Source organism: Collimonas silvisoli, from assembly GCF_018305005.1.
GTDB lineage: Bacteria > Pseudomonadota > Gammaproteobacteria > Burkholderiales > Burkholderiaceae_D > Collimonas > Collimonas silvisoli.
This window is the reverse complement of record NZ_JAGQEG010000074.1, coordinates 1-12985: the sequence shown is the minus strand read 5'-3', so window position 1 is coordinate 12985 and position 12985 is coordinate 1. Positions and strand designations below refer to the sequence as shown.

15 protein-coding genes and 1 pseudogene are annotated in these 12985 nt (G+C 53.5%); 4 read left to right on the top strand and 12 right to left on the bottom strand.

The window, feature by feature from the left end; translation table 11 throughout:
* Positions 1–136 precede the first annotated feature (136 nt).
* Positions 137–442, top strand: coding sequence for a hypothetical protein (locus KHU33_RS18485; RefSeq protein WP_211465588.1), 306 nt, complete (start codon positions 137–139; stop codon positions 440–442).
* Positions 443–646: 204 nt separating this feature from the next.
* Here the strand turns inward: KHU33_RS18485 and KHU33_RS18480 are convergent, their stop codons facing one another.
* The 6 genes from KHU33_RS18480 to KHU33_RS18455 all read right to left on the bottom strand — a co-directional run bounded on the left by KHU33_RS18480 (position 647) and on the right by KHU33_RS18455 (position 4412).
* Positions 647–1153, bottom strand: coding sequence for a hypothetical protein (locus KHU33_RS18480; RefSeq protein WP_211465586.1), 507 nt, complete (start codon positions 1151–1153; stop codon positions 647–649).
* Positions 1129–1569, bottom strand: coding sequence for a hypothetical protein (locus tag KHU33_RS18475; protein ID WP_211465584.1), 441 nt, complete (start codon positions 1567–1569; stop codon positions 1129–1131). The genes KHU33_RS18480 and KHU33_RS18475 overlap by 25 nt, the downstream gene beginning before the upstream one ends.
* A 2-nt stretch (positions 1570–1571) precedes the next feature.
* Entirely contained in the window at positions 1572–2084 is a 513-nt protein-coding gene (locus KHU33_RS18470) for a hypothetical protein (RefSeq protein WP_211465582.1), read from the bottom strand.
* Positions 2051–2533 (bottom strand): hypothetical protein, encoded by a 483-nt coding sequence (locus KHU33_RS18465; protein WP_211465580.1) that lies wholly within the window; start codon positions 2531–2533, stop codon positions 2051–2053. Before KHU33_RS18465 ends, KHU33_RS18470 begins: the two co-directional genes overlap by 34 nt.
* A complete protein-coding gene (locus tag KHU33_RS18460) occupies positions 2533–3180 on the bottom strand; it encodes a peptidoglycan recognition protein family protein (protein WP_211465578.1) in 648 nt (215 codons plus the stop codon). Before KHU33_RS18460 ends, KHU33_RS18465 begins: the two co-directional genes overlap by 1 nt.
* A gap of 902 nt (positions 3181–4082) precedes the next feature.
* A complete protein-coding gene (locus tag KHU33_RS18455) occupies positions 4083–4412 on the bottom strand; it encodes a helix-turn-helix domain-containing protein (protein ID WP_230414380.1) in 330 nt (109 codons plus the stop codon).
* Positions 4413–4491: 79 nt separating this feature from the next.
* On the opposite strand from KHU33_RS18455, the gene KHU33_RS18450 reads away from it, so the two are divergent.
* Positions 4492–7593: a type I restriction endonuclease subunit R gene (locus KHU33_RS18450; protein ID WP_211465576.1), complete on the top strand. Its 3102-nt coding sequence runs from the start codon at positions 4492–4494 to the stop codon at positions 7591–7593.
* The gene (locus KHU33_RS18445; protein WP_211465574.1) at positions 7593–8300 is read left to right on the top strand and encodes a M48 family metallopeptidase; all 708 of its coding nucleotides are present in this window, start codon (positions 7593–7595) and stop codon (positions 8298–8300) included. The genes KHU33_RS18450 and KHU33_RS18445 overlap by 1 nt, the downstream gene beginning before the upstream one ends.
* 80 nt (positions 8301–8380) lie before the next feature.
* Here the strand turns inward: KHU33_RS18445 and KHU33_RS18440 are convergent, their stop codons facing one another.
* From KHU33_RS18440 to KHU33_RS18425, 4 genes are all read right to left on the bottom strand, one after another.
* On the bottom strand, positions 8381–8728 hold the full coding sequence (locus KHU33_RS18440; protein WP_211465573.1) for a copper-binding protein: 348 nt from the start codon (positions 8726–8728) through the stop codon (positions 8381–8383).
* A 216-nt stretch (positions 8729–8944) separates the two neighbouring features.
* Positions 8945–10081 carry a nickel/cobalt efflux protein RcnA gene (locus KHU33_RS18435; protein WP_211465572.1) on the bottom strand — a complete coding sequence of 379 codons (1137 nt, stop codon included), beginning with the start codon at positions 10079–10081 and terminating at the stop codon, positions 8945–8947.
* Positions 10082–10183: 102 nt separating this feature from the next.
* Positions 10184–10468 (bottom strand): metal/formaldehyde-sensitive transcriptional repressor, encoded by a 285-nt coding sequence (locus KHU33_RS18430; RefSeq protein WP_211465571.1) that lies wholly within the window; start codon positions 10466–10468, stop codon positions 10184–10186.
* A 143-nt stretch (positions 10469–10611) separates the two neighbouring features.
* Positions 10612–11487, bottom strand: coding sequence for a LysR substrate-binding domain-containing protein (locus tag KHU33_RS18425; protein WP_211465570.1), 876 nt, complete (start codon positions 11485–11487; stop codon positions 10612–10614).
* 108 nt (positions 11488–11595) lie between these two features.
* Between KHU33_RS18425 and KHU33_RS18420 the strand changes: the two genes are divergently transcribed.
* Positions 11596–12213, top strand: a complete 618-nt coding sequence (locus KHU33_RS18420; RefSeq protein WP_211465569.1) for a LysE family translocator — start codon at positions 11596–11598, stop codon at positions 12211–12213.
* A gap of 19 nt (positions 12214–12232) precedes the next feature.
* Here the strand turns inward: KHU33_RS18420 and KHU33_RS18415 are convergent, their stop codons facing one another.
* Both KHU33_RS18415 and KHU33_RS18410 read right to left on the bottom strand, forming a co-directional pair.
* Entirely contained in the window at positions 12233–12604 is a 372-nt protein-coding gene (locus tag KHU33_RS18415; RefSeq protein ID WP_211465568.1) for a cupin domain-containing protein, read from the bottom strand.
* A 62-nt stretch (positions 12605–12666) separates the two neighbouring features.
* A pseudogene (locus KHU33_RS18410) lies at positions 12667–12985 on the bottom strand (succinylglutamate desuccinylase); the annotation flags it as partial.

Genomic DNA, 12985 nt, shown 5'->3' with positions numbered 1-12985 from the left:
AGCCGCAGAGCTACGATCAGCCTCGGTTCAACGAAGCGTGGGAGCGAATCGGCCATGGGGAACTTGAAAGGGCGGCGGATTTCGACGCCAGCAAGGCCGTAGACGAATGAATTATCGGAGCAGATAAGGAGGCATAATGGACTTCTCACAGGTGTGGCTGGCCATCCAATCGGAACTAACCCCTGGCGCGTCTGTGATGAACTGGACGGTAACGAACGGATATCTTGGAGATACATTCAGGATTGTCGCCGTTTCGTCTTTACATGTGGATGTTGATGCTCCGAATGCTGAAACTATTCAGCGTGTTGCAAAGAGCGATTTCGAGTTTATGTTTAGCCACTGGAAGGATTATTGTGCGGGAAAAGTCAAGCGCAAAGACCTGGTGAAATCGACGCGGGTCTCAAAATATACAATGAGCATCCTGCATCACTTGGAAATATGAACTCACCAAGCCCGACGCCTTGCTTATCCAGACGCGCTGGCGCGTCCAATCATCTCAACGTTGAGTATCAGCTTTTTACCAACCTCGAACGTTCGCATTAGGGTGTTCGAGGAAGGACAGGCCGGACAGCTGATGTCAGATCGAGTCGGAACTACGACAATTGAGGCATGCAAATATAGACAGGATCGAGCCTGAATTTCAACCTCATTTTCTCGCTGCCCGTAGCCAGTCGCTCCAATCTACGCACTTATCGCAGTGGAGATAGATGGTTTTGTCTTTGAACTTCCCGTGCAACATATCCACAAAAGCCATGCCGCCTCGCTGAATCGTCCATTCAGCCTCATCGCCGTTGGCAAATTTAACCTTGCCTTCTGCCTTGCAAGAAGAAAATGCATATCGATGCATGCGATCCGATTCAGACACCGGTCGTGCGTGGTTGAAGTAGAAAGTTGCCAGCTTCGGCGTGATGACAAAATCCGTACAATCTTCTTTAGGATCATAGTCAGTCCGGAAAGAGGCATTGGTAATGTTTACCTTGGCTACTTTTGTCATCTTATACGGCGCCGGTGTGTAGTAGTCCGGATCAACGTAGTTCGGGTCGGTATATGTCGAGTGGTCTTTTGGTTCCGCTGCAAAACTGAAGCCTGCAAGCAGAGACAAAGCCAGCGCGAGCCTGAATTTCCACCTCATTTTTTCGCTGCCTGAAGCCAATCGTTCCAGTCTCCGCACTTTTCGCAGTAGAGAGCAATTGCTGTATCTTTGAACTTTCCCTGTTTCGTAGACATGAAAGCGACGCCGCCCCGCGGCATCGTCCAGGTCGCTTCATCACCGTTTGCAAATGTAACCGTGCCTTTTGCGGAACAAGAGGTAAGGTTATATAGGTGGTGAGTCTCAGCACTAGATATCGACTTGGCGTGGTTGAAGAAAAAGGTTGCCAGTTTTGGCGTGATGACGTAGCTCGTACAGTTTTCTTCCGGGTTATAGTCACCCCGCTCGGAAGCGACGGTAATACCAACCTTGACCACTTTGGTCATCTTGTACGGTAAGTGGTCCGGGTCGTCTTTCGGTTCATCTGCAAAACCCATGTGCGCAAACAAAGACAGGACCACCGCGAGCTTGAATTTCAACCTCATTTTTTCGCTGCCCGTAGCCAGTCGCTCCAATCTACGCACTTATCGCAGTGGAGATAGATGGTTTTATCTTTGAACTTACCTTGCGACATCCCTGCGAAAGCCATGCCGCCGCGCTGAATTGTCCATTCAGCTTCATCGCCGTTGGCAAATTTAACTTTACCTTCTGCATAACAAGAAGAAAAAACATAGCGATGCATGCGATCGGACTCAGACACCGGTCGTGCGTGGTTGAAGTAGAAGGTTGCCAGCTTCGGAGTGACGGCGAAGCCCTTGCAATCTTCTTTAGAATCTTCATCCTGCCCCGAGGCGGTCGTAATATCGATTCTAACTACCTTGGTCATTTTGTACGGTGCTGGCGTGCTGTAGTCCGGATCAACATAGTTCGGGTCGGTATATTTCGGATTGTCTTTCGGTTCATCTGCAAAACTCATGTACGCAAACAAAGACAGGACCACCGCGAGCTTGAATTTCAACGTCATTTTTTCGCTGCTCGGAGCCAGTTGCTCCAATCTATGCACCTATCGCAGTGAAGATAGATGGTTTTATCTTTGAACTTACCTTGTGACATCCCCACGAAAGCCATGCCGCCACGCTGAATTATCCAACGTGCTTCATCTCCGTTTGCGAATTTAACCGTGCCTTTTGCAGAGCAAGAAGAAAAAACATAGCGATGCATGCGATCCGACTCAGACACCGGCCGTGCGTGGTTGAAGTAGAAGATTGCTAGCTTCGGAGTGATAGCGAAGCCCTTGCAATCCTCTTGCGGGTCGTAGTCATCCCGCTCTGAAGCGATCGTGATGTTGACTTTATCCACCTTTGTCATCTTGTACGGCGCCGGGGTGTAATAGTCAGGGTCTTCGTAGTTCGGATCGGTATATTTCGGATCATTTTTCAGTTCGGCTGCAACGCTCAAGCATGTAAACAAAAGCAGTATTACGGCGAGATTAAATTTTCCCATTATTTCCTCTCTAGCCATTGCGCAGTCGATGCTTCGGTCTGATTCTTGTAGGAGACGCGCGGGTGCCGATAGACTTGGTCTTGCGGGATAGTCAGCACCGTTTGCAATTCCGCGATCAAACGGCCTAGTGCGCCGTTTTGCGCTGCGGTCACGGTTTCGAAAATACCTTTCTGCCCTCGCAATTTATTAACATCTTCTCGTGTCATCCCCGGCTTGATAAATTTTGGATCAAGGATGGCCCGTCCGACCAGTTCGATACCTATGCTGTCGTCATTCGATGGGAAACGTTCACCCCGCGTTTTCTGCATTTCTATTTTATGTTTCTTGTCAAGATTTCCGGCCCCTGCTTTAAGCTCCGCAGGGCTGCAGCTATACGTCTCCATGCATTTTGCTTTTAGCATGCCGACGTGCCAAGTCTTCTTCTTTAAAGAAGCGGACTGGTAAATGACGCCACTTTTGTCGATCAAGAAATGTGCGCCATTGCCGCCGTGCATATATTCGTTGAATGCCGATTGTGCCGTTGGCCCATCGGTCTGATGCACGACAATGCCCGTGATTTTTTTCAAAGGCCCTTTTTCTATCGTTGGGAAAAGTCTGCTTATGACACCCGGTGAATCGAGTAGTCCTTCCGGCGTTACTGTTGCCATCGTCATCTCCATATAATTAATAAAAAAACAAACAAAATTAATTGTAGCCGAAAGAGATGGAATATTGTCTTAAAATTAATATTTTGTGTCGGGATAATGGGGGCAGCGATACCGCTACGTCTGATGTCCAGATATGTTCTTCACGCTGCATGGGGCTACAAATCCCAGTCTTCGCACTTCGCGCAGTGAAGCGAAATGACTTTGCCTTTGAATTTTCCTGCTTGAGGAGTCATTAAGCCGGTTCCTCCTCGCACGATAGTCCAGGTCGCCTCGTCTCCGTTGACGAATTTAACCCTCCCGCGAGCGTAGCAATATGAAAAGATATTATCGTGTGTACGCGCTCTTTCTGAGATTGGTCGAGCACGATTTAAAAAGAACTTTGCACTCTTGGGCGTGATTATGAAAGTACGGCAATCTTCCTTTTTACTATCATCATCCGATGCCGAAGATGTCGTAACAGTGACCTTCGCCACCTTTGTCATTTTGTACGGTACGGGGGTATGACGATCGCTCTCGTCTTGTGCCGCGTTTGCGTAGGCAAGAAATGGAATCGATAGGAAGACGGCGAACAAAGCTAATTTCCGCATCATTTTCTCCCTGGCCACTGCGCTGTCGATGCTTCCGGCGTTACTGTTGCCAACATCATCTCCAGATAATTAATAAAAAATAAACAAAATTAATTGTAGCCGAAAGAGGTGCGCTATTGTCTTAAGATTAATATTTTGTGTCGAGACAATGGGGGCAGCGATACTGCCGCATCTGATGGCGCATGAAGAAGAGGGAGTGCTCGCTTGAAAAAATGCCCTGATATTTCAATGCGCAAAATCTCTTGTACGGCTTGGTCCACGTCAAAGTGGGGGTAGGCAATGACCAACGGCGAAAATGTCAGGCTACCTCACACATCAGTGTCTACCCTTTACATCCTTCAATGCGCGCTTGAAAGCTTTTAAATCACGCGTGGCGAACATTTGATTTCGGCCAACTTCACTGTTTACCTTAAGTTTGCCGGAAAGCACATAGCGCCGAAAGGTGGACATCGAAACCTCAAGATATTCAGCGGCTTCTTGCGCTGTGAATTCGTCGTTGGCTAAATCTCCGAATACTTGCTCATGGGTTAAATTTTCATCACGAAACGCATTGATGGCAAGCATCGTAAAGAAACGATTACGCTCGGTAGCCGGCATTGCCTTCAATTTTTCGAAAAGCTCGTCCGCTGTCATGGTGCTCATCATCTGCCACTCCGAGTTAAAATGCCGTTTGAATTCATCGTAAAGTAAAACCACTCAGTCACGCCATAAAAGAAAAAACTGCATGACCAACGACGAATACGACAAAGTCGAACTGCCCGCGCTGGCGCAATTGCAGCAACTGGGCTGGACCTATCTGCACGGCTCTCATTTCACACCATCCGCCGACGGCGAACGCGCCTACTTCCGCGAAGTAGTGCTGGAAAAACGCCTGAGCGCCGCCGTCCAACGTATCAATCCTTGGATCAGCGATGAGAACCTGCGCAAGGTGCTGCGCGAGATCACGCATCCGGTCACGGCAAGCTTGATGGAAGCCAACCAGAATCTGTGGCAGACGCTGGTGTATTACCAGTCGGTCGAGCAGGATCTGGGCAAGGGGCGCAAGGGCCAGACGGTGCGCATCATCGACTTTGACGATCCGGGCAATAACGAATTTTTATGCGTCAATCAATTCAAGATCGAGGGCGTCAACGAGACGGTCATTCCCGACATTGTACTGTTCGTCAATGGCTTGCCGCTGGCAGTGATCGAGGCGAAATCGCCTTACATTACCAACCCGATGGAAAACGGCGTCAACCAGTTGCGCCGCTACGCCAACCGCCGCGCGCCGCACGAGGATGAAGGCGCTGAACGGCTGTTCTGGTACAACCAGCTGATGGTTTGTACGCATCGCGACCAGGCCCGGGTTGGCACCATCAGTTCGAAGGTCGAGCATTATCTGGAGTGGAAGGATGCCTACCCATTCAGCCAGGAGCAAATCGCCGCTGCCTGCAATGGCAGTAGCGGCGGCGCTGGATTGCCGCCAGCACAGGGGTTCGGACTCGGCGCGAATGAGTTGGGCGTGGCAGAACAGTGGATTCCATACGAGGCTATCCTGCAGACGCCTGCCGCCTCCATCGCCAACTCGCAGCAAATCCTGCTGGCCGGTTTGTTCAGCCACGCCAATTTTCTCGACGTGATCCAGAATTTCACGCTGTATGAGCCGGTCGACGGCCGCATGATCAAGAAAATCGCCCGTTACCAGCAGTTCCGCGCTGTGCATAAAACCATTCATCGGCTGAAAACCGGCGCCACCAAGAAGGACAAGGGCGGCGTCATCTGGCATACGCAGGGTTCCGGCAAATCGCTGACGATGGTGATGCTGGCCATCAAGCTGCGGCGCGATCCGGCGCTGCGCGATTATAAGCTGGTGTTCATCACCGACCGCACCCAGCTCGATGGGCAACTGACTGCGCAGTTTGAACGGGCGCAGGGCGAAACGGTGTATCACGCCAGTTCGGTGCTGCATCTGAAACAATTGCTGGCCAGGGATAGCGCCGACCTGATCACGGCGATGGTGCAGAAATTCCAGGAGAACGAGGAAAATTCTGAGTTCCCTGAATTGAACGCTTCTGAAAAAATTATCGTGCTGGCCGACGAGGCGCATCGCACCCAATACGGCGCGTTGGGCGTGGCGATCAACAACGGTTTGCCGAATGCACCGAAGATCGCCTTCACCGGCACGCCGCTGATCACCTCGCAAAAGACCAGCCACGAGTTCGGTAGCTACATCGATACCTACACCATCGAAGAAGCAGTGGCGGACGGCGCTACCTGCCAGATTCTGTATGAGGGGCGCGAAGCAAAGACCAAGGTCACCGGCGACTCTCTGGACAAGCTGTTCGACGAATACTTTGCCGACCGCAGCGCGGAAGACAAGGCGGCGATCAAGAAGAAATACGGCACCGAACAAGCTGTGCTGGAAGCACCGCAGCGCATCCGCTGGGTCTGCATCGATTTGCTCAAGCATTACCGCGAGCGTATTGAGCCGAACGGTTTCAAGGCGATGATCGTGACTTCATCGCGCCGCGCGGCGGTGTTGTACAAGCAGGCCATCGATGCTCTGCAGGGGCCGCAGTGCGCCGTCATCATTTCAGGCAAGCACAATGACGATGCTTTCTTTTCCAGCTACACCGACAGCCTGACGCAGAAACAGCAGATCGAACATTTCAAGAAGCCGATTACCGAACATGCGCTATCCATCATCGTGGTCAAGGACATGCTGCTGACCGGTTTCGATGCGCCGGTTTGTCAGGTGATGTATCTGGACCGCAAGCTGAAAGAGCACAGCCTGCTGCAGGCGATCGCTCGGGTGAACCGTACCGCAGGCGGCAAGACACGCGGTTTTATCGTCGATTATTTCGGCTTGAGCGATTACCTGACCGAAGCGCTGGATATGTTTACCAAGGAAGACATCGCCGGCGCGCTGCAAGACCTGAAGGATGAAATTCCGAAATTGAAAGCCATGCATACCAGGGTGATGGCGCATTTCAAGGGCGTCGATATAACACATCTGGATGCCTGCATTCTGGCGCTGAAGGATGAGGAAAAGCGCCAGCATTTCGAGATCGATTTCAAGAAATTCGCCAGGCAGATGGACATCATCATGCCGGATGCGAGTGCCCAGCCGTTCTTGCCGGCATTGAAGGCGCTAGGGAAAATCAACCAGGGTGCACGCAATCTCTACCGCGACGCGCAGCTGGACCTGGCCGGCGTGGGCGAGAAGGTGCGCGCCTTGATCGAGGAACATATACGCGCCACCGGCGTCGATCCGAAAATCCCGCCTATCGATTTGCTGGCGGCGGATTACAAGAAGAAATTGCAGGAACATAAATCGGATGAATCGAAAGCATCCGAGATCGAGAATGCGATCAAGCACCACATCAATATCAATCTGGCGGAGGACGAGGAATATTACAAATCCTTGAGCGTCAGGCTCAATGAAATCCTGTTGAGAAAAGCCGAGCATTGGGATGAGCTGGTGCAGATGCTATTGCATTTCCGCGACACCATCCAAACGGATCACCAGCATGCGGCGGACGATCTGGGGCTGAATCAGACGGAATTTTCTTTTCATAACATTCTGGTGGCGGAGGTTTCGCGCATCACTGGCAATGAATCCCTGGCCGAAGCGGTGCATGACGAAATTATCCAGATCACCAAGGCGTTGGTGAGGATGATGGATGAGGCGACTGTCATCGTCGATTTTTTCAAAAAGCCGGATGAAATCAGACGGGTGAAGAAAAACATCAAGCGCGCCATCGTCGCCTCAAGTTTCAATGATGAAGGTTTGTACGAGGTAATGATGGAGCGCTTTCTGGAACTGGCAAAGGTGAAATTCAAGTAATGTCTGCGCCTCAATACATGCAGGGGCGTGGCTTTGTGGTTGAAGTCATCCGCACCCCGCGCATCAAATCTGCACGGCTTCAAGTCGAAGACGGGGCGGTGGCGATTATTGTGCCGCTGGCGCTGCCGTCGGAGCGGATAAAAAAAATCCTGAATGAGAAAACCCGTTGGATCAAGGAAAAGCTGTATCTGCATCAACAAGCCGTTCCGGTCAGCGGCAAGGAATTTGTCAGCGGCGAAGCATTTCCCTATCTTGGGCGTAATTACCGCCTGAAAATCGAAGCCGGCGCTTTCCAGCCGGTCAAGCTGAAGCAGGGCCGCTTGTTGGTTACCTTGCCAAAAACCGGCGATACGCCACAACTGGTCAGGAGTGCGCTGATACGCTGGTATCGCTCGCAGGCGCAGCAGCGCTTTGCGCAAAAGGTGGAGCGTTATGCGAAGATTGTCGGCGTCAAGCCGGCCGCGGTCGATATCAAGACCTTCAAATCGCGTTGGGGCAGTTGCAACGTCAAGGGAGAAATTCTATTTCACTGGAAAGTGATCCTGGCGCCGCATCGCATCGTTGATTATGTGGTGGTGCACGAGCTATGCCATTTGAAGCACCACGATCACTCGGCGGCGTTCTGGAAATCCGTCGAACGCGTAATCCCGGATTATCTGGAGTGCAAGGAGTGGCTGAAGCGGGTGGGAGCGCAATTTGACGTGTGACAGCGGATGTGTGACGGCGCCGGGTGCAACAAGATACCGACGCCGCGAGTTTCCAATTCGCTTTTTGGTTCGCTTTGTGGTTATTGCTCAGCCAATTCCAGGCTGACGATAGTCAACGCGCCGTCGACCTTGTCGATCGCGAACCTGACCTTGTCGCCGGCCTTGAACTGCTGCAGCATGGCTGGATCGCCGGCCTTGAACAACATGGTCATGGCCGGTATGCCGAAGTTGGGGATTTCTTCGTGCTTGATGGTGATCTTGCCGGTGCCGGCGTCGATCTTGCGGATTTCTCCGGCGACCATCGGCAGCGCGTTATGGTCCGCTGGCGTGGTTTGCATTTCCGTGCTGTCGCTGCTGGCGGCCATGCTGCTCAGGGGCAGGCCGACCAGCAAGGTGGTGAGGATGACGATTATCTGCAGGTATTGCATGATCAGAGTCCTTTCAAACGGCGTGATTCAATATCGCATTACTGGGAGGGCATAGGGCTTTCCAGGATGATTGAATGGATATGCGGGCGGCCTAGGGCTTATCAAGGCCGCCCTGGAATGTTGATCTTCCAACATGCCGGGCAAAAAGTACCGGCTTTTTACAGCTCGTTACGAAATGCCAAAATGACACTGGAACGCTGTTTGGAATATTCCCGTTCAAATCATTGCTTGCAAGCCTTGATAGCCGACATAGAAACCCACCAGCAAGATCAGCGCACCGGAAAAATAGGGTGCTTTGCGCGCAAACTCACCGAAGCCGCTCCAGCGTTTGGAGACGTGCTTTACGCTCAAGGCTGCCAATGCGCCGGAGAGCACCATCGTCAGCGCCAGGCCGATACTGAAACAAAGCACCAGGGTGGCTCCCAAGGCAATCTTTTTCAGTTGCAGGCACAGCAAGAGCACCGTGATCGAAGCCGGGCAAGGAATCAGCCCGCCGGTCAGTCCGAACATGATGATCTGCCCGGTGCTCACTTCGCGGTTGGCGAAGCGGTGGCGGATGTCGTTGGCGTGCGCCAGTTCGTGCGGATCCTGGTATCCCGGCGCCGATACATCCAGCCCTTCATAGTCCTTGATGGCGTGATGGTGGTGATTGTGCTCAACGTATTCCACGTCATAGTCGTGGCTATGATGCGCATGCCCCAGGCGCAGGCGGGCGACGAATTCGTGCGGTTCCGGAATTTCCTGGATCGATTCGACAAAGCCGTCGCGTTGCTCGAAGGTGAACGATTGGCCGCTGCCGTCGGCGCGCTCGGTCTCGATTCTGACCTGGTCCGCCGCCCATGCATGGCCGTGCTTGCTGTCGTTGAACAGCCTGAAGCGCGGTGGCACGCCGTCCTCGAATATCTCCAGCCGCACCACGCCGTGACCGGTGTCGATGCGTTTGGTTTCATCATGCGGATGGCCATGATCGTGGTCGTGAGCATGGTCATGGCCGAGTTCAGCGAAGCGCTGCTGACGCCAGGTGCGCCACATCATCCACAGCGCGACGCCGATGATCAGCACGGCGGACGCCAGCTGAAAATAGGGCTCGCTCGCCTCGGCGTTCCATTGCCGGCCGAAATACAAGCCGGCCAGCGCTACCGCCCACACCACCGCTGTATGGGAAATGGTTGCGGATAAGCCAAGCAAGACAGCTTGCGTCATGGTGCCGCGGATCGCCACGATGAAGGCCGCCATCATGGTCTTGGAGTGGCCGGGCTCAAGGCCGTGCAGGGCGCCGAGCAAGATCGCGCTGGGGATGAATAGCCAGGCACTGGATGCGCCTTGTTGCAGCAAAGTGGAAAAGTCAGTCATGTGAGCTGCCAGGAAAATGTAGGGATTATTCGAAATTCGGGAGTGATGCCGCTCCGCCTGGATGCCTGGCAATGCGCTGCCAATGCGTTGCTCATGGCGGACTTACTTGAAGTAGCTTTTGACGACATCGATCAGTTGTTCCCTGGCGTCGCCATGCGCTTCATGGTTGCCATGGCTATGGTCGGCGTCGACCAGGTGGGTCCGTATATGGTCTTCCAGCACCACTGCCAGCAAGCCGTTCATGGCGCCGCGGCAACTGGTAATTTGCTGGAGCACTTCCATGCAACCCTTTTCGTCTTCCAGGGCGCGCTCGATGGCGTCGACCTGGCCGCGAATGCGCCGCACCCGGTTCAGGAGCTTTTGCTTGTCTTTGATGGTATGGCCCATGTTTGCTCCAATCGATAATATAGGGGGGTATACTATATTTGACTGAGAAAAATGTAAACCATCGATGGGAAAGTGCGGCACATCAGATTTTTGAGAGACGCCGTTGAGCGATGATTGCGATGCTTCGGATGCGCAATTACGGCTCAGTTCGCCGCAGTTCGCATCTGCCGCCGGATCCAGTTAAGAAACGCCGTGCGGCGCGGATCATCTTCGATAGGTGCCGACGACAGCAGAAAATACTCAGAACCGTCGCGCACGAAACCGAAAGGTGCGACCAGACGGCCACTGTCGATCTCTTCTTGGACCATGAATGCGGAGCCGATTGCCACTCCCAGACCGGCGCAAGCCGCTTGCAGGCTGAGGTAGAAATGTTCGTAGGTCTGGCTGCCTGTGTGCCCAATCTCGGTGTTGCTGCTCTTGGACCAATTCGGCCAAGCTGTCTTGCGCGAGGAAGTATGCAGCAGCTTCTGCTTGCTCAGATCAAGCCGTTGCCGCTTGATAAGCGCCGGTGCGCATACCGGGCCTATCCATTCGTCGCAGACTTTTTTCGCATGGACGGCGCTGCCCCAGCTGAAGTCATTGCGGCGTAACGCAACATCGACACCGTCGCGCTGGAACGCAACCGGGCCGCCGGCGGCGAAGATATGCAACTGGATATCGGGATGGCGCCGGTAAAAGTCGCCCAGCCGGGGAATCAGCCATTTCATCGAGACGGTCGGTTCGCAGGAAACCACCAAAGGCGCGTTGCGCGCCGGCTTTTGCAATGCCTCCATGACGGCGCTCAGCCGCTCGAATGCTTGCTGGGTTGCGGCAAAAAGCTGCTCTCCCTGTGGCGTCAGGAAAACTGCCCGGTTGCGGCGTTCGAACAAGGCTATGCCAAGCGACTCTTCCAGCAGCCGGATTTGCCGGCTCACCGCGCCGTGCGTCAGATGCAGCTCGTCCGCAGCTTGGACGAAGCTGCCCAGCCTGGCGGCGGCTTCGAAGAAACGGAGCGCATTGAGTGGTGCCTGCTTCAGCATGATCTGTCAGTTTTTTTCACGTATTGCCGACAGTATAAATCGTTTTTCCTGGACCTCGATTATCTCGATAATGGTTTTCCAGACCAGCGCATTGAAGAGAGAATATTGATGACAGAACTGATTGCAGTGGCTTTGATCACCATACTCGCTACCATCAGCCCCGGCCCGGATTTTGCCATGGTGACGCGCAACAGCTATCTATACGGCCGTAATTCCGGCCTGCTGGCGGCGCTTGGCATTGCGCTAGGAGTGCAGGTGCATGTCTTCTACACGATGTTTGGCATCGGCTTGATCATTGCGCATTCGCCGCCGCTGTTTGCCGCGATAAAGATAGTCGGCGCCATATATTTGATCATCATCGGCTGGAAGACCTTTGCCAATCGGTCCATGCTGGAGATCGACCTGCATGGCGCCAAGCCGGTCTCTGCCTTGAAAATGTTCAGCAATGGCTTTTTAACCAATGCGCTCAATCCGAAGACCACGCTGTTCGTGGTCAGCACCTATACCCAGGTAGTGCGGCCAGCCACGCCGCTGGCGACCCAGTTCGGTTACGGCTTGTTCATGTCAGTCACGCATTTTGTATGGTTTGCGACGGTAGCGATTTTTTTCTCGCAGTACGCGTTCCGCTCACGCATGATCAATCATCAGGGCACGATAGATAAGTTGATCGGTTCGATTTTAATGGCGCTGGGCGTGTCGCTGGCTTTCGCCAATATCACGCACTGACTGGAATAGGATTGCCGGCTCAGATGTTGCGATCGGTGACAACATAAAACTTGCTGGCGTCCTCGATGATTTCAAACATGCCGCTGAAGCCGGGCGGGATGATGCCGGTGTCGCCGGGGCCGTATGATTTGACTGCGCCAGTGCTGTCGCAGCTGATCTCGACCTTGCCGGTAAGTATGTGAAAAAATTCATGTTTGGACGCCGCCATCGAGATTTTGTAAGCGCCGGTTTCAGCGCTCCAGATGCCGGAACTCAGCCCGAATGCCGGATCGGCAAAGTAACTGAGCGTGGTTCTGTTCGGAGCACCTTTGACGCGCATCTCCGGATCCGGTTGGCGAACGGTAATAACGGGTTGGATCTCGGCGTAGCTGATGATGGTTGCAGTTGTCATGGTGAGTAGCGGAAAGGTTGAAAAAAAACGGCCGTCGAAACCAGCGCGGAAATTGCCGGCAGCTAGCCCAGAATCCGCCCGAAGCGAACCACCGTGACACCAGGCCGCAACTGCCGCAAGGAAGGCATCACCAATACGCAATCGGGATAGGGAGTGGTGACCGGCTGGCCATTGTCCCAGCCGATCACGGTGCCTTGTTCAGCGAAGGTTTCCAGGCCGGTATAGGCGTCGGCAAAACGGAAATCCATGCTGCTGGCGACCACCGCTTGCGTAACCTGGATGACGATGCTGGCGGCCGCAGGCGCGGGCCACCAGTCGTGCGGCAAGTCGCTGCGTTCGATCACGCCGGCCAGCAACAGGAAACGCGCGGTGCTGTGTTTG